The 21,108-nt window shown below is 51.0% G+C and carries 16 protein-coding genes and 1 other annotated feature; of the genes, 14 read left to right on the forward strand and 2 right to left on the reverse strand.

The features are described from left to right. Window positions 1–23: 23 nt before the first annotated feature. Window positions 24–1,136 (reverse strand): macro domain-containing protein, encoded by a 1,113-nt coding sequence (locus Afil_RS01885; protein WP_230266832.1) that lies wholly within the window; start codon window positions 1,134–1,136, stop codon window positions 24–26. 280 nt (window positions 1,137–1,416) lie between these two features. Here Afil_RS01885 and Afil_RS01890 point away from each other — a divergent pair, with 280 nt between their 5' ends. The 13 genes from Afil_RS01890 to Afil_RS01960 all read left to right on the forward strand — a co-directional run bounded on the left by Afil_RS01890 (window position 1,417) and on the right by Afil_RS01960 (window position 17,610). Continuing rightward, window positions 1,417–1,626, forward strand: coding sequence for a hypothetical protein (locus Afil_RS01890; RefSeq protein ID WP_230266833.1), 210 nt, complete (start codon window positions 1,417–1,419; stop codon window positions 1,624–1,626). A 25-nt stretch (window positions 1,627–1,651) separates the two neighbouring features. Continuing rightward, entirely contained in the window at window positions 1,652–2,287 is a 636-nt protein-coding gene (locus tag Afil_RS01895; protein WP_230266834.1) for an ECF transporter S component, read from the forward strand. A 506-nt stretch (window positions 2,288–2,793) separates the two neighbouring features. Further along, a complete protein-coding gene (locus Afil_RS01900; protein WP_230266835.1) occupies window positions 2,794–3,117 on the forward strand; it encodes an autorepressor SdpR family transcription factor in 324 nt (107 codons plus the stop codon). A 61-nt stretch (window positions 3,118–3,178) separates the two neighbouring features. Beyond that, window positions 3,179–3,868 (forward strand): SdpI family protein, encoded by a 690-nt coding sequence (locus tag Afil_RS01905; protein WP_230266836.1) that lies wholly within the window; start codon window positions 3,179–3,181, stop codon window positions 3,866–3,868. A 212-nt stretch (window positions 3,869–4,080) separates the two neighbouring features. Further along, on the forward strand, window positions 4,081–5,787 hold the full coding sequence (gene ptsP, locus Afil_RS01910; RefSeq protein ID WP_230266837.1) for a phosphoenolpyruvate--protein phosphotransferase: 1,707 nt from the start codon (window positions 4,081–4,083) through the stop codon (window positions 5,785–5,787). A gap of 210 nt (window positions 5,788–5,997) precedes the next feature. Then, window positions 5,998–6,708, forward strand: a complete 711-nt coding sequence (locus Afil_RS01915) for a hypothetical protein (RefSeq protein WP_230266838.1) — start codon at window positions 5,998–6,000, stop codon at window positions 6,706–6,708. A 140-nt stretch (window positions 6,709–6,848) separates the two neighbouring features. Further along, window positions 6,849–8,030 carry a toxic anion resistance protein gene (locus Afil_RS01920; protein WP_230266839.1) on the forward strand — a complete coding sequence of 394 codons (1,182 nt, stop codon included), beginning with the start codon at window positions 6,849–6,851 and terminating at the stop codon, window positions 8,028–8,030. A 724-nt stretch (window positions 8,031–8,754) separates the two neighbouring features. Further along, on the forward strand, window positions 8,755–9,813 hold the full coding sequence (locus Afil_RS01925; protein WP_230266840.1) for an ABC transporter substrate-binding protein: 1,059 nt from the start codon (window positions 8,755–8,757) through the stop codon (window positions 9,811–9,813). A 192-nt stretch (window positions 9,814–10,005) separates the two neighbouring features. Continuing rightward, on the forward strand, window positions 10,006–10,878 hold the full coding sequence (locus Afil_RS01930; protein WP_230266841.1) for an ABC transporter permease: 873 nt from the start codon (window positions 10,006–10,008) through the stop codon (window positions 10,876–10,878). Then, a complete protein-coding gene (locus tag Afil_RS01935; protein WP_230266842.1) occupies window positions 10,871–11,620 on the forward strand; it encodes an ABC transporter ATP-binding protein in 750 nt (249 codons plus the stop codon). The genes Afil_RS01930 and Afil_RS01935 overlap by 8 nt, the downstream gene beginning before the upstream one ends. 209 nt (window positions 11,621–11,829) lie before the next feature. Then, window positions 11,830–12,042: a binding site (T-box leader), on the forward strand. A gap of 163 nt (window positions 12,043–12,205) precedes the next feature. Then, the gene (locus Afil_RS01940; protein ID WP_230266843.1) at window positions 12,206–14,830 is read left to right on the forward strand and encodes a valine--tRNA ligase; all 2,625 of its coding nucleotides are present in this window, start codon (window positions 12,206–12,208) and stop codon (window positions 14,828–14,830) included. A 270-nt stretch (window positions 14,831–15,100) separates the two neighbouring features. Next, window positions 15,101–16,957: an acyl-CoA dehydrogenase family protein gene (locus Afil_RS11500; RefSeq protein ID WP_439647319.1), complete on the forward strand. Its 1,857-nt coding sequence runs from the start codon at window positions 15,101–15,103 to the stop codon at window positions 16,955–16,957. Window positions 16,958–17,229: 272 nt separating this feature from the next. Then, a complete protein-coding gene (locus Afil_RS01960; protein WP_230266844.1) occupies window positions 17,230–17,610 on the forward strand; it encodes a hypothetical protein in 381 nt (126 codons plus the stop codon). A gap of 211 nt (window positions 17,611–17,821) precedes the next feature. On the opposite strand, the gene typA is transcribed toward Afil_RS01960, so the two are convergent. Further along, complete coding sequence (gene typA / locus Afil_RS01965) at window positions 17,822–19,666, reverse strand: translational GTPase TypA (RefSeq protein ID WP_230266845.1); 1,845 nt, start codon at window positions 19,664–19,666, stop codon at window positions 17,822–17,824. 414 nt (window positions 19,667–20,080) lie between these two features. On the opposite strand from typA, the gene Afil_RS01970 reads away from it, so the two are divergent. Beyond that, window positions 20,081–20,824: an esterase family protein gene (locus tag Afil_RS01970; RefSeq protein WP_230266846.1), complete on the forward strand. Its 744-nt coding sequence runs from the start codon at window positions 20,081–20,083 to the stop codon at window positions 20,822–20,824. Window positions 20,825–21,108 lie beyond the last annotated feature (284 nt).

Consider the following 21,108-nt stretch of genomic DNA (forward strand, 5'->3'; position numbering starts at 1 on the left):
TAAAGACGGGGGAGAGACGGCGGTTATTTATCGGAAGACGGGGCGGTTCCGGTTTCTTTTGGCAGAGCCGGCGTGTCTTTGGTCTTGCCGCTTTCGATGGGCAGATCGATTTCCTCCAGATCGCTTCCAAATTTTTCTTCGTCGAGATCTTCACTGTCTTCGAGATCATCGAACAGATAGGCGCAGAACAGGTCGTACGTTTTTTTGGAGCGCGTGGAAATCGTCACGCTCATCCCGCTGTCGGGATGCCGGCAAAACCATCCGCTGACCGCCAGAACCGCAAAGGGGCCTTCGGGCAGGTAAGGCGCAATTTCATTGCCGATCGAGGGTAGGGAAACCGACGTATAGCCCATATGAAGCGCCCGCTCGAGAATGGCATCAATGAGCTGGTGAAGCGATTCTTCCCGGATCACCTCCGGCAGAGCGGCGTGAAAAATGGATGCCGAGCGGCCGATTCCGGAAGAGGTGACCACGATCTGACCGGGTTTGGGCGGCGTCAGTTTGGCACAGACGCTGCGCAGCGCTTCGCCCCCGCGGTCAAAAATGAGTTTTGGATCGTGCTCCGTTTCTTCAAACGGATGCTCAGCAATATTGGCGATGACATCGCAGTCCTGATCGCACACTTCGCCATAGTTGATGTACAACGAACACGAAGCAGAACGGCCATCCTCATTGAGTACGAGCGCCAGCAGTTCATGCGTCAGCATGGCGGAAAGATCCCATGGGTTAAGGATCAGCCCTTCGCAATCCGGATCTTCCAGAGCGGCACGGAAAATTTCTTCCGCCTTGACGGGTCGATATTCCGCGGCGGGCCCTTCCTGATCTTCTGGAACCGTCAGAAAGGCGCAGTACGCCTGTCCGCCATGTTCCAGATCGACTTTTCGAAACAGTTCCTTTTCCGGCAAAAGATACATTTCCAGATCCAGCGGATCCACTTCATCGAGCTCGCTGGTCTGCGAGGTAAGAATCGGCACATACAGCAGCGTCTGTTCATCCACGGCTCTTTGAAGAAGCGAAATAAAATTCCAGTTGGCTTCCTGGCTGTGATCGAATTCGAGATTCAGACCGGCTGCGAGAATCTGATCTGAAAGGGGAGCCGGTTTTCGGCCTTTCAGACGGTCCAGACGAACTTTCATATATCTGTATAGTATGGCAGGGGCTTCTTCAGACTGGGCAAAAAAGCCCCTGAAGTCACGCTCGAAAAGGATTTAAGAAAACAGAAAACAGTATAGAAAACAGTATAAGGATCAGAAAATGCACCAGATGGTAGAGAAGGCAGTTCAGAATCAGCGTTCGTCAGAGAAATCGGAAAATCTCACAGTGTTTTCTATGAGAAAGCCGGTTTGGATCACTGGAAAACTCGGAAAGCTCTATTGCAGACAGGGGGCATTAGACTGAAAAAAGCGGTCAAATATCATGCGTTCAAAAATGAATGAAAGCCTTTTCGAAAAAATGTCTTTTCTGAAGAAATCTGTGTTTCCCGGCATATTGCAATTTAAAAATGGATTGACTATTGTTGAACAGGCAAATGCGCAGCCGATCATCCGGACGGCCAGCGAGTCCACTTTGCCGACAGCCGGTTCAGGCAGAAATTCTGCCGCAAATTTACATCGTATTCAGCATTGAAACGAAAGTTGAGGAAATTTGTTACATGAAAAACAAACAGAAAACCCGGAATATGGCTTTCTTCGCCATGTTTCTGGCCATTGAGCTCATTCTGACGCTCACACCGCTTGGCTATATCCGCATTCCCGGACTGGCCATCACCCTGCTGCATATCCCCGTTGTGGTCTGCGGAATTCTCATGGGTCCCGGCTGGGGCGCAGCGCTCGGTCTTGTCTTTGGTCTGACATCCATCTGGAACGCGACCATGCAGCCCTCGATTACTTCCTTTGTCTTCTCGCCGTTTGTTACGGTAGGCGGCATCAGCGGAAACTGGACATCCCTGATCATCGCTCTGGTTCCGCGTATCCTGCTTGGCGCCATCTCCGGCTGGCTGTATGAACTCTTCGCAAAGAAGATCAACCGTCCGCTGTCCGCGCTTCTTGCGGCGGTCATCGCCACCTTCTGTCATACTCTGATGGTTCTCGGTCTGATCGCTCTGCTCTGGGGCAATCAGTATTCCGCTGCGATCGGCATCGCGCCTTCGGCGCTGCTGGCGTATCTGGGCATGGTCATCGTCAGCAATTCTCTGATGGAAATGGCCACTGCCGGAATTGTTTCCATGGCTCTGGCTAAGGCGATTTCTCCTTCGAGAATGTCTTCGCCGGCTTCTTCGCACGCCTGAAAAGACCAATAGAAAACCGGCTGAAATTTAAATAGAGCAAAGAGTTCATCAGAAACGAAATCCGTAAAAAAGCGAAAGCTGGACCTTTCGCAGCGTTCTGTCCAAAGCGGAAAAAGATTTCCTGAACACAGGGAAAGAAAAAACGATTCTGGATTGTTACTGATCTCTTTGCCAAATCCAGTATTTACACTCGTATATACCCATTCAATTTACCCATTCAAGACGCCTGAAACAGGGCGTCTTTTTTTCGCTTCCTTCCCGGCAGCCAGGTCAGAAAGGGAGTGAATTGATTTTCATTGACGAAACCAGACCGGGATTTTAAGATGATTTTAAACATATAAGCATTTGCTTAAATGATGAAATAACAGAAAGATAAAGCGTTTAATCCATCTTTCTTTTCTTAGTGGATTCAAATTCCAGAGGCAGATGATCCCCAGTCAGGGCCTGTGTGATTTGCTTCATAAAAGGGAAGAGAAAGAAAAGAAACACAGAAAGGAGACAGTGCTATGGCTTTACAGAACGTGCTTAAAACGTGTTCCGATCCGATTAATCGACAGATTCTGGATCTGCTTCGTGAGCAGTCCATGAACGCCGGAGAAATTGCCCGTCATTTTTCCATTTCCGCAGCAGCCGTTTCCCAGCATCTGAGCGCTTTAAAGACGGCTGGTCTTGTCCGCTGTGAGCGCAGCGGCAAGTTCCTGGTGTATGAACTGAACGCCTCCGTACTGGAAGAAGCGGCGATCTGGATCCAGTCGCTGCTGAATACCGCACCGGCAGAACAGATGGATTCGAATTCGGTTCCCTCCGAAAGTTCCGCTGCGAAAATCTGAATCGGAAAGAGAAAATGGAAAAGGCCAAAATTCCCAAAACGAAACAAAAGGAGCTTCTTTTATGAAAAATGCAAATTCCACTGAACCCCATGCACCGGCTTCGCTTACCCGAGGCAAGATCGCCTTTTCCATCGGCCTCTGTCTTCTTCCTCAGCTTGCTGGCATCTTCTGTCTCTCTTCCATGCCCGCTCAGATCCCCATCCACTTTAACTTTCAGGGAACGCCGGATAACTGGATTTCTTCCTCGCTTTTCTTTTTCGGATTTCCCTGGATGTTTGTCGCAGCGGACGCCTTCTGTCTTGGAACTACGTTCTTCTCCAAAAAAGGCAGCGCCCAGTCTCCGTCCATCGAAAACCTGCTTCTGCTGACCATTCCGTTTATTGAACTGATCGTATATATCGGCATCCTGCTCTTTATGAACACAGACGCCTTTCGGATCACAACCTGGATCAGCGGTCTGATCGGCCTTCTTCTCGTGATTTTGGGAAACCTGATGCCAAAAGCCAGACAGAACAGCTATTTTGGCTTTCGAACGCAAAGTACGCTTTCTTCCAAATCCGTATGGCAGAAAACGAACCGTGCAGCCGGATATGCTCTGACGCTGCTTGGCGTGCTGACGATTTTTGCGGCGTTCACTTACAATGAAGTTCTCATGTTCGCCCTTCTGATCGGCGGAAGTCTGCTCGTAACCATGGGACTGTCGATTTACGCACACCGATTAGCGGACCGGGAAAGCCAGAAAACAGAATAGGCGGCCGTTCCGAAAGAAAAAGATCCTTTTTCTGGCGAATCTGCCTGCAAGCTTCCTTGCTCAAAAAGTCTCTTTGCGTAAGCCGACGGACGAAAACGCATTCTTCGAATCGCCTGCAGTTGTTGATAATGCAAAAGGAGTCAGAATTCTGCATTTGTTTTGTGATAAAATTTCTCTGATGAGAAATATGTAGACAGAGGAGGATTTTCTGCATGTTAAAAGGAATCGCCGCCTCAGCAGGCGTATCTTGCGCAAAAGCGTACAAACTCGTTCAGCCTGTTGTGGTCATTGAAAAACGCACAGACGCTGATCCGGCAGCTGAAATTGAAAAGCTGGATGCGGCTCTTCGCAAAACCGTATCCGATATTGAAGGCGTAAAGGCAAGGGCAGCCAAACGCCTTTCCGATGAGGAACTGGCCGTATTTGATGCCCATCTGATGATGGCAAACGACCCGGAACTCTCCGGACAGATGAAAACGATGATCCAGAACGACAAAGTCAATGCGGAATACGCGGCGGATGTCGTTTCCAAAAATATGATCGCCATGTTCGAAAGCATGGATAACGATTACTTCCGTGAAAGAGCGGCAGACATTAAGGACGTTACGTTCCGTATGCTCTGCAACCTGCTCGGCCTGGAAATCCCGGATCTGAGCAGCATCAGCGAACCGACGATCATCGTTGCACACGATCTGACCCCGTCGGACACTGCACAGCTCAATGAATACGTAAAAGGCTTTGTTACCGAAATCGGCGGCAAAACCAGCCACTCCGCCATCATGGCCAACTCGCTTGAAATCCCAGCTGTTGTCGGAACTGCCGGTGCTCTCGATGCGATTAACAACGGCGACATCATTGGCCTCGACGCCATCGATGGAGAAGTCTTCGTCAATCCGGATGAAGAAACGACCGCTGCACTGAAGAAAAAAGAAACCGAATATCTCGAAGAGAAAAAAGAACTCCAGATTCTGATCAACGCCAAATCGATCACGACCGACGGTCATGAAGTTGAACTGGCTGGAAACATCGGAAACGCAAAGGACGCTGAACAGGTTATTACCAACGGCGGCGAAGGCGTAGGTCTGTTCCGTACCGAGTTCCTGTACATGGACAACGATCACTTCCCAACGGAAGAAGAGCAGTTCCAGGTATACAAACAGGTACTCGAAACGATGAAGGGCAAGAAAGTCGTAGTCCGCACGCTCGATATCGGCGGCGACAAGCGTCTGTCCTACTTCGAATTCCCGGAAGAAATGAACCCGTTCCTGGGCTACCGTGCCATCCGTCTGTGCCTCGATCGCACCGACATCTTCAAAACCCAGCTGCGTGCGCTCTGCCGTGCTTCCGTTTACGGCAAGCTCTGCATCATGTTCCCGATGATCGCTACGATCGGTGAATTCCGCGATGCCAAAGCCATCTTTGAAGAATGCAAAGCCGAACTGCTCGCGGAAGGCGTAGCCGTATCGGATGACATCCAGGTCGGCATGATGGTCGAAATCCCGGCAGCTGCTGTACTCGCGGATGAATTCTCCAAATACGCAGACTTCTTCTCGATCGGTACCAACGACCTGATCCAGTACTCCATGGCTGCAGACCGTATGTCCGAAAAGGTTTCCTACCTGTATCAGCCGTTCAACCCCGCCATCCTTCGTCTGGTCAACATGACAATTCAGGGTGCGCACAAAAACGGCAAATGGGTCGGCATGTGCGGTGCCATGGCCGGCGAACCCAACGCCGTTCCAATCCTGCTCGGTCTCGGACTCGATGAATTCTCCATGTCGGCTACCCAGATTCTGAAAGCCCGCAAAATCGTCAACGGCCTTTCCTATAAGGAAATGCAGACGATGGCGCAGAACTGCCTGAATCTCGATACCGCCAACGAAGTTCTCGACTACGTGAAAAAAGAAGTTTCCAAATAAGCTGTACGGTCCGCGTGCTTCAATGCGCCGATTGTACTGAACCCAAATGGAATGTTTTAAGCCCGTTCGGCGATTTTGTAAGATTCGTCCGGACGGGCCTTTTCGTATACTGGTAAGCAGGGACAGTTCGCCAGCGGTTTTTGAACCGATGGGACGTGACCCTGTCCATAAAATGAAAAATGCGCAGAATTCTGCGCAGGAGTTAACTGTATGAACAAAAAAGAAAAAGCAGCCCGGAATGTCCTGATCGGCGGATGCATCGCATCGGTCATCGCCGGAATCGTTCTCTGGCTGACCCTCTCTTTATCGACCGGTCTGATCGTTGCCGGCGCCGGTCTGGTAGCCAGCGGCCTGCTGGCTTCCTTCCTGTTAAAAAGCGCATCCAGAGGCGGCAAGCCGGAAGAGACGAAGCTGGTCGATCGAAAAGTCATCGAAGAAGCGGCGAAAAAAGTTCGTAAGACGTCTCCAAAATCGATGAAAAAGGAAATGCGCGACTTGACGACGCAGTGCGAGCGCATGCTGCAGAAAGCGGAGCTTCTCGACAAAACGCTCAACGAACAGTTTGGCTCTTCCGTAACGACCAAAGCCCGTTTTGCCTCAATCATCAACGGCGTCTATACGCTTTATGCACAAAACGTAAACGACATCATCCATCGCGTGGAAATTTTTGATGAAGACGGCTATGAACAGCTGCATCGCAATCATGAGCAGTATACGGACGCCATTAAACCGTATGCCGAACAGATGGACGCCGTTCGTAAGGAAATTGCCGAAAACGAAGAAATCCTTTCGCGCATCGACCGGCTCCTCGCCGAGCTCAATAAGCTCTCCGGCAGCGACGCTTCCTTAAAGACCCTTCCGGAAATGGAAGAGCTCAGCGATCTGATTGCGCAGACGCCGCTTTACCGCCAGCAGAACTGAGCGGCTGTATGCACAGGTCAGGCGGTTGTCAAAATCGGCATCCGCAGGCGGTATGGATCGGCAGGCAATACCGATCCGTTTGGATTTATGTCACAATAATTGATGAGACACACCCGTATGGGACAAAGGAGATATGAAGAATGGCTTTCAGCATGAATGTAGATGAGCTGGATAAGGAAAAAGTCACCGAACAGCTGGATCCGACTCCCGAGCAGAAAACCGCACTTGGCAGCATGGCTGCGGCCAATGCGAGCGAAGTAATGCAGATTAACCTCGATTCTCTGGACGAACGCCGCAGCATCGCGCAGACGATCGAATCGTTTGGCGAAGACGTCGTCGAAAAATCCGCCCAGAAAAACAAGATTCTGGAAACGACGCTCGGCGATCTGGCCAAAACCGGCAGCGAAGGCAGCAAGGTCATGGAATCGCTGGCCATGCTCAACCGGGAAATGAAGGAACTCGATCCGTCCGGCATCAATTTCAATAACAACGGCATTTTCGGCCGCATGTTCAACCCGGTCCGCAACTATTTCCAGCGCTATGAAAAAGCGGACGCGCAGATCGAAGAAATCCTGAAGTCGCTCGATGAAGGCCGCAAAGCGCTCGTCGCCGATAATACGACTCTGGAAATCGAGCAGGTTTCCCTGCGCGATCTGACCGTCAAACTCGGCAAGCAGATCGAACTGGGCATGCAGATGGATGAAGCGATTACCCGCGAACTTGAACAGGCCCAGGTCAACAACGAAGATCCGGAAAAAATCAAATACATTCAGGACGAAGTGCTGTTCCCGCTGCGCCAGAAAGTCATGGATCTGCAGCAGATGCAGGCGGTAAACCAGCAGGGTTATTTCGCCATGGAAATCGTTCGCCGCAACAACAAGGAACTCATCCGTGCAGTCGACCGCGCCAAGCACGTAACGGTATCCGCGCTGCGTACCGCCGTAACCGTAGCTTCCGCTCTGTACAACCAGAAAATTGTTCTCGATAAAGTCAAACTGATCAACCAGACCACCAACGATCTGATCCGCTCGACTTCTGTCATGCTCAAGCAGCAGGGCGCTGATATCCAGCAGCAGGCGATGGAAGCCAACGTATCCGTAGAAACGCTCAAGGAAGCGTTCCGCAATACGTACGAAGCGCTCGATGCGGTGGAAAGCTATCGTGAAAAGGCACTCCCGCAGCTCAAAACGCAGATCGATGCCTTCCGTGAACTCGCCGACGAAGGCGCAAGACGCATGGACCGCATTGAAACCGCGAAATCGTATCGCGAAGGTCTCGAAACCGATCCGAAAATCCAGTCCCTGCCAAAACTTCCGGAATAAGAACAGACGCGGTCAAAACCGAAGACAGAGAAGTTTCTGCATTTCGTTTTGAATCTGCGAAAACGTTTTAAAGACCATCGAAAGCCAGACGTCAGCCGAAAGGGAAGGCGTCTGGCTTTTTACAAGCCGGAATCTGAACAGCGCTGAATCGCGCCAGTGATAATCATCGGCTTTATATAAAGTAAATACTCGCCGGATTCATGCATGTTCAAAAATGAAACCGCAATGAACAGCCGAAGAAAAAGCGAAGGAAAAGGGAATTTCAAATCCAGGCAAGATGGTCTATGTAAACGAATGTAAATCCTGTAACAAAAATGTAACGAAGCATCCGAAAATGAGCGATTCCCATAAAAAGTGCTCAATCTTCTTTACAAGCGAAAGATGGCGGAGTACCATGCAAACCATAAAGAAACCAGCAAACCGATGCGGAAGAGATCAAACAGAAAAAGGGATTAAAGCGAATCCGGGAGGGTGCAAGCCGGAGAATTACCGTTCTGCAAATGGACTTCCAAGGGCGATGTGAATTCAGTAGCAAAGCCGGGCCTTTCCCGTTACAGAAAGTAGAATGTGTTCGCATTCGATGAGAGGGCGTCAGCCAATACAGGTGGTACCGCAGAAAATTATTCTGTCCTGGTTCGAAAGAGGAAAACTCTTTTGGAACAGGACTTTTTGTTTAATACGGGAAGTCCGATTGTCGAATCCAGTCAATCAGGAGGAAATACAGATGAAACGAACAACAACAGCGAAATTTGCGAGTGCTGCCCTCGCGGCGTCCCTGCTTTTTGCAGGCTGCTCCTCTTCCCCAAACAGCGCGTCCAGCAGTGCCAAAGGCTCCAGTACAGCCGCTGCTTCAAACGAAAGCTATCAGATCGGACTGGCGCAGCTGGTCGATCACCCCTCTCTCAATACGATTCGGGAGGCCTTCCTCGATGAGCTTGAAGACGAAGGCTACACCGATGGCGAAAATGTCTCCATCAACTACCAGAACGCGGCCGGAAAGACATCCAGTCTGGATTCCATCATGTCGAGCTACAAAGCCGACGGTTCCGAAGTCATCGTAGCCATCGCTACACCGACGGCCATGAGTGCCCAGAACTACTCCACCGAAATTCCAGTCGTCTTCTCCGCGGTCTCCGATCCCGTCGGCGCAGGCCTTGTCGAATCCCTCGAAAAACCAGGCGGAAACATTACTGGTACAAGCGACGAAGTACAGGTTGAACAGATCGTCGATCTGATACTTGAGCTTTCCCCGGAGATTCATAAAGTCGGCGTTCTCTACAATACCGGCGAAGCCAACTCCGTATCCAATGTGAAGCGCTTCAAGGATTACGCCAGGGAAAAAGGACTCGAAGTGGTTGAACGTACTGGAACCGACAATACGACGATGCAGCAGGCAGCCGTCGAACTCGCTTCTTCTGTCGACGCCATGTTCTCGCCCAACGACAACACGGTTGCAACCGGAATGGCGTCTCTTGGACAGGTTGCTGCCGATGCCGGCATTCCTTACTATGTCGGCGCGGATTCCATGGTACAGACCGGCGGCTTTGCGACGGTCGGGATCGACTATGAAGAACTTGGAAGAGAAACCGCGCGTATGACGATCGATGTTCTCAACGGAAAATCTCCAGCCGACATGCCGGTCAAAGTGTTCAAGGACAATCTGAACATTTACGTTAACGAAGAACTCCTCAATAAGCTTTCCGAAAACGGAAAAACCAAAGTAGCCCTCCCCGAAGATCTTTCCGGCAAGGAAAATCTGAAAATGGTCACTTCCTTCGAATAAAAAAGAAGTCATACTCGCGGCAAAGCGTCTTAACATTCCAGACGACACGCTCGTAAGCTGTCTCGAACAGGAAAATCATTTGTCTCAAAAGGCACGTCTAATAGAAGTACACAGAAATAGAAATACATAGAAATTCAGGAAATCTGCTGACCGCCCGAATCCGGGCGGTTCAGTCTGTAAAGAAAGGAACCTATGACTGCAGATCTTATTCTCAATGCCGTCCAGCTCGGTCTGATCTTCGCCATTCTCTCGCTTGGTGAATACATCACCGTCAACATCATGGACAACCCGGACCTTACGGTAGACGGTTCGTTTGTAACCGGAGCTGCCGTCTGCGCCATGATGACGCTCGCGGGCCATCCAGTCCTCGGTCTATTTGGCGCCCTGATCGCCGGCGCCCTCTGCGGATGCGTCACCGCATTTCTGATGACCAAAATGAAAATCCAGCCCCTTCTGGCCGGCATTCTGACAATGACCGGGCTGTATTCGATCAACCTGCGCATTATGAACGGCTCGCCGACCGTCAACCTGTTTTCCGGCGGCAAACCGGCGCAGACGCTCTTTTCCAACCCGTCGACAAGACTTTATGTTCTGCTTGCGGTTGTCGTTCTGATCATCGTCCTTCTGGCTTTTTTCTTTAAAACCAACCTGGGTCTTATGCTTCGCGCCAGCGGCGACAACGAACAGATGGTCCGCTCGTCCTCGATCAACACCTCCCGTATGAAATTTCTCGGTCTCGGGCTGTCCAACGCACTCGTCGGTCTTTCCGGCGCCGTGCTCGCGCAGTTCCAGAACTTCGCAGACATTTCCGGCGGTACCGGCATGCTCGTTCTCGGTCTGGCCGGCATCATCATCGGCGAAGCCATTTTCCGTCCGAAAAACGTCACTATGGGTCTGATCGCTTCGGCGATCGGCGCCATTCTGTACCGAATTCTTTACACGATTGCGCTGCGTCTTGGCTTTGCGGCCAGCGACATGAACCTCGTTTCCTCGATTCTGGTTGCTCTGACGATCTCGATTCCAGCGATCCAGAAATACATGAAAGGACGGAAGAAAAATGCTTGAACTTCAGGACGTTTCGGTTCTGTTTAACGAAGGAACTACACTGGAAAAGAAAGCGCTCGATCACGTGAGCGTCACCATTCATCCCGGCGAATTCGTCACGATTCTGGGCAGCAACGGGGCCGGAAAGTCGACATTCTTCAATGTGATCAGCGGCAATGCGCCGGCGAAAACCGGAAAAATTCTGCTCGACGGAAAAGATCTGACGAACGAACCGGAATACGTTCGCTCCCGCAGCATCGGCCGTCTCTTTCAGGATCCGAAGCAGGGAACGGCACCGCATCTGACGGTGGAAGAAAACATGGGTCTGGCCATTTCCTCAGGCCGTAATCCGTTTGCGATCGCGGTCGGCAAAAAGCAGGAAGCCGAGTTCAAGTCTCTTCTCGGCCAGCTCGACATGGGTCTTGAAGATCGTCTGAAAACACCGATCGGCCTGCTTTCCGGCGGTCAGCGCCAGGCGGTTTCTCTGATGATGGCCGTTGCCCATCCGCCAAAGCTGCTTCTGCTCGACGAACACACCGCCGCGCTGGACCCCGTCAGCGCCAAAAAGATTCTCAAGATTACCAACGACATTATCGAACGCGATCACATTACCGCGCTGATGATCACCCATAACCTGCGCGACGCGCTTGAAAACGGAAACCGTCTGCTGATTTTCCAGGACGGCAAAATTAAGCATGACTTTTCCGGAGAAGAAAAGGCGCGCCTGACCCTCGAAGATCTGATTCACCTTTACGATATTTAAGGCTTCGCCTGGGTTCATTTTTCCATCTTGTACGGGTACGATCTGCAGTATATTTGTTCTTAAACGGACAGCCTCTCCTTTCTGGATGGCTGTCCGTTTTAAATGACTGCGGATCGAAAGCATTCGAAACCCGACGAAAATTGAAAGAAGATTTGTATAGCTCTGGGGATTTCGGCTTGTGTTTCCGATTGAAATGTTTACACTACTTATTAAATGCAAAGAACAGAAGGAGTACCTGCTCGCGGGACATGCAGAGAGCTTTCGGTTGGTGAAAGAAAGCCAGAAGCAGCAGGGAAGGTAGTCTGGGAGCAGCGGCTCTGAACTGTACAGTAGGAGCTGACGTTTTCGCCGCGTTAGGCTGAGCGGTCTTTCGATACGAAAAGACAATGAAGGTGGTACCGCGGGGTTTTCTCGTCCTGAACAGGAAGAAAGCCCCGCGTTTTTTTGTTTTTGCATTCGGTTTTACTCCGGATTCATTTGCGGTGCAGGAGACAGTGCCGCAAACCCGCGGCCGGATCGTGTGATCCGCCTGGAGAGATCCGTAAAATAAAAAATTCAGCAAGGAATAGAAAAGGAGCTTGAGCGATGAAAGAACTTTCCAAGAAATACGATCACAAGCTGGTAGAAACGCCCGAAACCTATTCGAAATGGATCGAAAAAGGGTATTTCACAGCGGGTGACGCATCCAAAATCCCGTATACGATTGTGATTCCGCCCCCAAACGTAACCGGCAAGCTGCATCTCGGTCACGCGTGGGACAACACGCTGCAGGATACCGCGGCGCGCTATAAACGTCTGAAAGGCTACGATGTACTGTATCTGCCGGGTATGGACCATGCCGGTATCGCCACGCAGGCGAAAATCGACGCCCGCCTGCAGAGCGAAGGCATCAGCCGCTATGATCTCGGTCGGGAAGGCTTTTTAGAGCGCGCATGGGAGTGGAAAGAAGAATACGCTTCCTTTATTCGTCAGCAGTGGGCGCAGATGGGTCTTTCCCTCGACTACAGCCGCGAACGCTTTACCCTCGATGAAGGTCTGAACAAAGCCGTAAACAAAGTGTTTGTACAGCTGTACAACGAAGGCCTGATTTATCAGGGCGAACGCATCATCAACTGGGACCCGCAGGCGATGACCGCGCTCTCCAATATTGAAGTTATCCATAAGGAAATTCCAGGCAAGATGTACTACTTCAAGTACACCGTGCAGGAAACCGGAAAAGAACTCATTATCGCGACGACCCGTCCGGAAACGATGTTTGCCGACCAGGCGATTTTCGTTCACCCGGATGACAAGCGCTATTCCGATCTCGTAGGTCTGCACGCGATCAACCCGGCCAACGGCGAAGCGCTGCCGATCATGGCCGACGACTATATCGATATGGATTTCGGTACAGCCGTCATGAAATGTACGCCGGCTCACGACCCCAACGACTTTGCTCTTGCGAAGAAATACGGTCTGAAAATGCCGATCTGCATGAATCCGGACGGCACGATGAACGAACTGGCGCATAAATACGAAGGCATGGACCGTTTCGAATGCCGCGAAGCGCTGCTCAGGGATTTCGAAGCCGCCGGTGTTGTCGATCATATCGAAGACCATCCGCATCAGGTCGGCCATTCCGAACGTACTGGCGTCATCGCCGAACCGTATCTGTCAAAACAGTGGTTCGTAAAGATGAAGCCGCTGGCGCAGGCGGTTCTTGACGCACAGAAAACGGATGAAAAAATCAGCTTCATCCCATCGCGTTTTGAACACACCTTTACGCAGTGGCTTGAAAACATTGAAGACTGGTGCATTTCCCGTCAGCTCTGGTGGGGTCACCGCATCCCGGCCTGGTTTAATAAGGAAACCGGTGAAATTTATGTCGGCGAAGAAGCGCCGGCGGATCCGGAAAACTGGACGCAGGACGAAGACGTTCTCGATACCTGGTTCTCTTCCGCCCTCTGGCCGTTCTCCACGCTGGGCTGGCCGGATATTACCGAAGATTTCAAGCGCTACTATCCGACCGATCTGCTCGTTACCGGCTATGACATCATCTTCTTCTGGGTCGCACGCATGGCCTTCCAGGCGCGTCATATGACGAACAACCGTCCGTTCAAGGACGTTCTCATTCACGGTCTGATCCGCGATGCGCAGGGCCGCAAGATGTCCAAGTCCTTAGGCAACGGCATCGACCCGATCGATGTCATCGACGCCAAAGGCGCCGACGCCCTTCGCTTCTTTTTGTCCACCAACTCCGCTCCCGGTCTCGATACCCGTTTCGATGAAGCCAAGATCGACAAGGCCTGGAACTTCATTAACAAAATCTGGAACGCGTCCCGCTACGTACAGATGCAGATGGACGGAAAACCGGCAGCCGATCCGGATTTCAAAAAGCTTTCCGAAGCCGATCAGTGGATTCTGGCCCGCCTGAACGAAACGATCGACAATGTCGAACGCAATCTCGACCGCTACGAAATGGGTCTGGCCGGCAATGCGCTCTATAACTTTGTCTGGAACGATTTCTGCTCCTGGTACATCGAACTCTCCAAGGCAGCGCTCAACTCCGAAAATCCGCAGACGCGTGAAAACACCGTCGCCATTCTCGTTTACGTTCTGCGCGCCATTCTGATTCTGCTTTCTCCGATGATGCCGTTTGTGACCGATCACATTTATCAGGCACTCGAACTTGGCAAGGACAGCATCAACGAAGAATCCTGGCCCAAAAAAGTCGAATTCTACTCCGATGAGAAAACGGTTCGCGACATGAATCTGATCCTGTCGTCGATTGAAGCCGTTCGTGAAATCAAGACGCAGTACGGAATGAAACCGCGCGAAGTCATTGCTATCGATGTCGTAACGAGCGATGGAGACCGCTATCCGCTCAGCAACGAAGGAACGGCTCTGCTCGAAGGCATGGCGAAAGTCACCCTCACCCCGGTAGAAGCCGGCGACGATACGCTCGTCCGCGAAGTGGACGGCGCTCTGCTCCGTACGCCGATGGCCGGTCTGATCGATGTCGAAGCCGAAATGGCCAAAGCGGAAAAAGAAGTCGCCCGTCTTGAAAAAGAAGTAGCGCGCGGCGAAAAGATGCTTTCCAATCCAGGATTTGTCAACAAGGCACCGCAGGCCAAGATTGACCAGGAAAAGGAAAAACTCGAAAAGAACCGCTCCTCCCTCGAACAGGCCCGCAAAACACTTGCTGATCTGCAGGCCAAAAAAGCGGCGTAGTCTGCCGGTTCTCATTTTCAGCACCGCAAAATAAAATCAAAAAAATCAAAGATCTTCCCCAGCCCAGGTGCGGCCGAACGGGAAGATCTTTTTTTCGCTGAATCTATTGAAGAAGATGATAAAGTGCGCAAATCGTATATATTCTTGTCCTGTCCAAAAAAGTGGGTGTTCCTCTGCGCCGTTTTCAATTTATACTGAAAGCGTATTCAGCATTTTTAATGGGACTTTCGAATTGGGGAAAGTCCCCACATCTATAAGGAGGAAACTGCTATGTACACGCTTGATGCAGAACATGAAGCGATGCGCCAGAAAGTTCGTGCGCTTGGCGAAAAATCCATTCCGTCGATCGCCATGCAGCTCGACGAAAATAATGAATTTCCAAAAGCCTTTGTCGGCCAGATGAAAGACGCCGGCCTGATGGGCATTCCATACGAAAAGGAAATGGGCGGCGCCGGACTGGACGCGCTGTCCTATGCGATCGCGGTGGAAGAACTCTCCCGCCTCGATGGCGGAATCGGCGTTATTCTGTCCGCTCATACGTCTCTGGGCACCTGGCCGATCGCGGAATTCGGTACGCCTGAACAGAAAGAAAAATACCTCAAGCCGCTGGCTTCGGGCGAGAAGCTCGGCGCGTTTGGTCTGACCGAAGAAAACGCCGGATCGGATGCCGGCGGAACCGAAACGACCGCTGTCAAAAAAGACGGATATTATTTGTTAAACGGACATAAGATTTTCATCACGAACGCTCCGGAAGCCGATACGTACGTCGTATTCGCCTCGACCGATCCGTCCAAAGGAACGCGCGGCATCAGCGCCTTTATCGTCGAAAAGGGAATGGAAGGCTTCACCTGCTCCCCGCACTATAACAAGATGGGCATCCGCTCTTCCTGCACTGCGGAACTGAACTTCAGGGATGTCAAAGTGCCGGAAGAAAACCTGCTTGGTCTTGAAGGCCAGGGCTTCAAAATTGCGATGGCTACCCTCGATGGCGGCCGCATCGGCATCGCCGCGCAGGCTCTCGGCATTGCGCAGGGCGCCTATGAAGACGCGCTCACGTATGCCAAAGAGCGCGAACAGTTTGGCGCGCCAATCGCGGTAAACCAGGGCATTTCCTTCAAACTTGCGGATATGGCGACCCAGATCGAAGCCGCCCGCCTGCTCGTCTATAGGGCCGCTGAACTGAAACAGAAACACGAACCGTATTCCACAGCAGCTGCCATGGCGAAACTTTTCGCCTCGGATATGGCGGTTAAAGTGTGCGATGATGCGCTGCAGATTTTCGGCGGCAGCGGCTACATGAAAGGCATGGGTGTCGAACGCCGCTATCGCGACGCCAAGATCACTCAGATTTACGAAGGTACCAACGAAATTCAGCGTGTTGTTATTGCCTCCGGCATTCTCGGCCGTCTGAAGAAAAAAGACGCTGGAAAACCGAAAGCGGATGCGCCAAAACAGCCGGAAGGCCGTAAAGGCGTCATCATCGATGAACTGAGCGATGCCGCCAACGCCCGCAAACTGGCGACCATTCTGAAATCTTCCTTCGATTTCAAAAACCGGGAAGATCTCAATACGCCGATCGATCATGCACAGAAAATTCTCGCCATCGGTCAGGGCGCGAAAACGAAAGAACACGCGGATGCGGCCATCGATGTGGCCAGAAATCTCGGCCTGGCGATTGCCTCCAGCCGCCCGGCAGCTGAAGTCCATCACTTCACCAGCATGGATCGCTTTGTTGGACTGTCCGGTCAGAAGGCCAATCAGGCAAAACTGTATATCGCAGCGGGCATCTCCGGTGCCAAGCAGCATTTGAAAGGCATCGAAAAAGCCGGTATGGTTGTCGCGATCAACACCGATCCAAACGCGCCGATTTTCAAAAACGCGGATTACGGCATCGTAGGCGATATGAACGTCATTCTTCCGCTGCTCGAAAAAGAGCTGGGCGAAGAAGAAAAGCCGGAAAAGAAGCTCGACGTTTACCAGTGCACCCTTTGCGGATACGTTTACGATCCGACCGTCGGCGATCCGGAAAGCGGGATTGCCCCTGGCACAGCCTTTGAAGATATTCCAGAAGACTGGTCCTGCCCGTACTGCGGCGCGGCCAAATCGGACTTCGTAAAAATTTCCTGATCCGACAAACCAGAACGCTCTCTCGATCTGTTTTCCTGAGTAAAAAGGGGAAATCGAGACATACGTGAATTGGATGTTCGGTTTAACGAACGCAAACCTCCTCTTCGCTTGCTTCATGCTGCAAAGGGGAGGTTTTTTCTGCGGACTGGGAAAGAGAAAATCGACAGATCTTCACCAATCGAACATCCAGCTGGATCCATTTGAACGTCAGGCTCTCAAAAGGAAATATCATCGTCCGCCTTTGTCGGCCCAGGCAATGTTAAAATATCGATATGAAATCTTTTGTTCTTGATGCCGCCAAAATCGAACCCGGCCTGAACGCCGTTCAGTTTTTTCAGCAGTTTTATCATTTGAAAGACGAAACGATCGCCTCGATCAAGCGCACGCTGTTTGAGATGGAAGAGACAATGATTACAGAAGTCTTCAACTGGCCCGTCGATCATCCGGCCTGGAAGGAAATCAGTCTCGTTCTGGAATCCATTCAGCAGCACTCCCCAGATTTTTACGTGATCTGGGGACCGGAGACGATCAATGCCAGAGACTATCTTCTTACCAGAGAAGAAGAAGATTCCAAAGCTGAACTGACCGAACCTGCAGACCCAAAGACGGCGGATTTTTCCAAGATGACTGCGGAATGCAAAGTTCCTGAATAAGCCAGCCCCGAATAAGCACAGTCCAATACGTAAGCCCAATACGAAAGAATAAAGCGCACAGTCTCGAAACTGTGCGTTTTCTTTTTGGCCTGTCTGCTCGATCCAAATCGAATACCGGAACTTTCGCCCAAAGAAAAACGCAGAATTCAGACGAATCTGGATTCTGCGTGAAGATTGTGCGAATCATTCAAAATTGAAAAACGGTTTGCGATCAGTCGTTTTCTTTGGCCTGTGCGGACATCTTTTCGCGATACAGGTTCCGGCGATCCTGTGCGGTCAGTCCTTTTTTGCGCAGACGGATCGCATCTGGAGTCACTTCGACGAGCTCGTCATCGTTGATCCACTCGAGCGCTTCTTCAAGGGAGAACACTCTGGGCGGAGTCAGAAGCATGGCTTCATCGCGTCCGGAAGAACGGATGGCGGTCAGCTTCTTGTTTTTGAGCGGGTTGACGTCCATATCGATGTTTCTGGACGATTCACCGATGATCATGCCTTCGTATACTTCGGTCTGCGGGGAGATGAACAGGGAACCGCGTTCCTGCAGGTTCCAGAGGGCATACGTCATGGCTGTACCGGTATCGGTAGAAATCATGGCGCCAAGCATGCGCTGCGGAATTTCGCCCGCATACGGGATATAGCCCGAAATGCGGCGAAGCAGGGTACCTTCGCCATGCGTATCGTTGATGAACTCGGTGCGGAAACCAAGCAGACCGCGGGTCGGCGCATTGTACGTCAGGCGCACATAGCCGTTTTCTTCGTCCATGTTTACCATCGTGCCCTTGCGCAGGTTGAGCTTGGAGATGATGGTGCCGGAATATTCCGACGGCGCGATGCAGACAACTTCTTCGACCGGTTCCACCTTCTGGCCGTTTTCATCGCGGTGGAGAATGACTTCCGGCTTGGAAACCGCAAGTTCATAGCCTTCACGGCGCATGTTTTCAATCAGGATGGAAATGTGAAGTTCGCCTCGTCCGCTGACTTTGAAGCAGTCGGCACTTTCGGTCGGTTCTACTTCCAGACCGACGTTGACTTCGAGTTCCTTTTCCAGACGTTCCTTAATGTTACGGCTGGTTACGTATTTTCCGGAACGGCCCGCAAACGGGGACTTGTTAACGTGGAAGTTCATCGAAAGCGTCGGTTCTTCGATTGGAATGTGGGGGAGAGCTTCGATGCATTCGGGATCGCAGAGCGTATCGCCGATGGAAACGTCCGGCATGCCGGAAACAACGACGATATCGCCGGAATGGGCTTCGTTGACCGGAGTACGGGAAAGTCCCTTGTAAACAAAGAGATTGGAAATCGTTTCCTTTTCTTCCAGACCGTTCTGGTTGGTGCGAATATAGCTGCCGCCTTTTTTGAGGGTACCGCGGGTAATGCGTCCGATGCCCAGACGGCCGATATAGTCATCATAGGCCAGAGCGGAAATCTGCATCTGAGCCGGTTCCTCGTCGCGGTCCGGATAAACCGGCGTATGTTCGAGAATGGTTTCAAACAGCGGTTCGATATTTTCCGAAGGCTCCGTTAAAGAGCGGGAAACGCGTCCTTCACGGGCGACGCCGTAAAGAATCGGGAAGTCAAGCTGTTCGTCAGTCGCGTTGAGATCGATAAACAGGTCGTACACTTCATCCACAACTTCTTCGGCGCGCTGGTCTTTCTTATCAATTTTATTGATCAGAAGAATCGGCTTCAGGCCGACTTCAAGCGCTTTGGAAAGGACAAACCGTGTCTGTGGCATCGGGCCTTCCGAAGCGTCAACCAGCAGAATAACGGTATCGACCGTTCCCATGATGCGCTCCACTTCACTGGAGAAATCCGCGTGACCCGGTGTATCGACAATATTGATTTTGACGCCGTTGTGAATAACGGAACAGTTTTTTGAATAAATGGTGATTCCGCGCTCCCGTTCCAGAGCGTTGGAATCCATGACACAATCTACAACTTCTTCATTATCGCGGAAGACATCGCTCTGACGAAGGAAGGCATCCACCAGGGTGCTCTTGCCGGCGTCGACGTGGGCAATGACCGCAATATTAATAATTTTTTCTTGATCTGACATTCGGTCCTCTTTCCATTTTCAGGATAAACGTATGATTTCATGCGGCGATCAGTCAGATTGGCCGTAAAAATCAAAAGAATTATAGTCCGGGCCATAGAGGATTTCAATTCGCACTCCCGGAAGCCTTTTTCACTCCATTTTGTAAGGGGATCCACTTTTTTAAAAGGGAAGGGTGCAGTCTTAGCCAAAAATGAGATAATGAAAAAGTTCAATAACATTTTAGCCGTCTGTATAACGCTTATTTTGCCTCTTCGTCTTTTTTCGCTCGGTTCGGGCGATTTACCAGTCGATGGAAAAGTCGGATACGCCAATAAAAAAATGACAGGCAGGTCGATAAAAAAGAGATATCGACAGAAAAGAGAAATGTCGATAGAAAGGGAAGAAGGACGGCTTCTGGAAACAGGATGGTGTTTTATGGAGATAAGATACTTTAAGGATTACTCCCGTTATCTCGATCGGGATATGGAATTTAAGATGTACGGAGATTCGGGCATTCTCTGCCTGATCATTCCGTGTCAGGACGGCCGCTTCTATGAATGGGAAGACCGCAAGATGTTTGAGCTGATGAAACCGTTCATGGACGAGGGAAGAGTCCAGTTTGTGACGATCGATACGATCGATAAAGAAACCTGGTCGGACTACGGTCCCAGCGATCACCGCATGTATATGCAGGAAAGCTGGATCAACTACATCGTGAACGAACTGCTGCCTTCCGTTCATGAAAAAGCCGGCAAGGATCCGGATGAGCCGATGATGGTCATGGGCTGCTCGCTGGGCGGAACGCATGCAGCCAACCTCTTCTTCCGCTTCCCGCAGAAGTTCAATAAGCTTCTCGCCATGAGCGGTGTCTACGATCTTTCCTGCTATATTCACGATAATAACTTTGACGGCAACTTTTATCAGAACAGCCCGTTAGCCTATATGCCCAATATGGAAGCTTCGCATCCGTATATTGATCTGTACAACCAGAACAAAGGCTTCCTGGTCGTGGGACAGGGCGACTGGGAAAGCCAGACCGCCAACGATCTGCGCCGTCTGGCAGATGTTCTGTATCAGAAAGGCATCTGCACGTCCTGCTATTTCTGGGGTACGGATACGCCGCACGACTGGCCAAGCTGGGAAAAGCAGATTCTCGAATATCTGCCGCAGCTTGTCTGAACATCGATACGAAAAAAAGGCACTGGACGTCTCAGTGCCTTTTTACTTGGAAAATCTGATGATTTTCCTCCGCCAGATATGATAAAAGGAGCGGATAAATATTAAAAAGAAAGGAGGTAGTCCAGTTACCCGGACAACATAAGTATAGCCCTTTTTTAAAGGCGAATTTCGGAAGATTTGCCAAAGACGATGCCCGATAGAGGATGAAAAATGCATACAGATCAGACTGTCGACCGGACAATTGGCCTTGTTTGTACGCGCAGGAAAATCTTACAATGAAAAAC

Origin of the sequence: Allobaculum fili (assembly GCF_020969955.1) — a bacterium.
In the GTDB taxonomy this organism is placed as follows: Bacteria; Bacillota_I; Bacilli_A; order Erysipelotrichales; family Erysipelotrichaceae; genus Allobaculum; species Allobaculum fili.

What these genes read in the sequence shown, in the direction of transcription:
- Afil_RS01885 (WP_230266832.1), bottom strand. Translation starts at nt 1,136, where the DNA reads ATGAAAGTTCGTCTGGACCGTCTGAAAGGCCGAAAACCGGCTCCCCTT.
- Afil_RS01890 (WP_230266833.1), top strand. Translation starts at nt 1,417, where the DNA reads ATGCGTTCAAAAATGAATGAAAGCCTTTTCGAAAAAATGTCTTTTCTG.
- Afil_RS01895 (WP_230266834.1), top strand. Translation starts at nt 1,652, where the DNA reads ATGAAAAACAAACAGAAAACCCGGAATATGGCTTTCTTCGCCATGTTT.
- Afil_RS01900 (WP_230266835.1), top strand. Translation starts at nt 2,794, where the DNA reads ATGGCTTTACAGAACGTGCTTAAAACGTGTTCCGATCCGATTAATCGA.
- Afil_RS01905 (WP_230266836.1), top strand. Translation starts at nt 3,179, where the DNA reads ATGAAAAATGCAAATTCCACTGAACCCCATGCACCGGCTTCGCTTACC.
- ptsP (WP_230266837.1), top strand. Translation starts at nt 4,081, where the DNA reads ATGTTAAAAGGAATCGCCGCCTCAGCAGGCGTATCTTGCGCAAAAGCG.
- Afil_RS01915 (WP_230266838.1), top strand. Translation starts at nt 5,998, where the DNA reads ATGAACAAAAAAGAAAAAGCAGCCCGGAATGTCCTGATCGGCGGATGC.
- Afil_RS01920 (WP_230266839.1), top strand. Translation starts at nt 6,849, where the DNA reads ATGGCTTTCAGCATGAATGTAGATGAGCTGGATAAGGAAAAAGTCACC.
- Afil_RS01925 (WP_230266840.1), top strand. Translation starts at nt 8,755, where the DNA reads ATGAAACGAACAACAACAGCGAAATTTGCGAGTGCTGCCCTCGCGGCG.
- Afil_RS01930 (WP_230266841.1), top strand. Translation starts at nt 10,006, where the DNA reads ATGACTGCAGATCTTATTCTCAATGCCGTCCAGCTCGGTCTGATCTTC.
- Afil_RS01935 (WP_230266842.1), top strand. Translation starts at nt 10,871, where the DNA reads ATGCTTGAACTTCAGGACGTTTCGGTTCTGTTTAACGAAGGAACTACA.
- Afil_RS01940 (WP_230266843.1), top strand. Translation starts at nt 12,206, where the DNA reads ATGAAAGAACTTTCCAAGAAATACGATCACAAGCTGGTAGAAACGCCC.
- Afil_RS11500 (WP_439647319.1), top strand. Translation starts at nt 15,101, where the DNA reads ATGTACACGCTTGATGCAGAACATGAAGCGATGCGCCAGAAAGTTCGT.
- Afil_RS01960 (WP_230266844.1), top strand. Translation starts at nt 17,230, where the DNA reads ATGAAATCTTTTGTTCTTGATGCCGCCAAAATCGAACCCGGCCTGAAC.
- typA (WP_230266845.1), bottom strand. Translation starts at nt 19,666, where the DNA reads ATGTCAGATCAAGAAAAAATTATTAATATTGCGGTCATTGCCCACGTC.
- Afil_RS01970 (WP_230266846.1), top strand. Translation starts at nt 20,081, where the DNA reads ATGGAGATAAGATACTTTAAGGATTACTCCCGTTATCTCGATCGGGAT.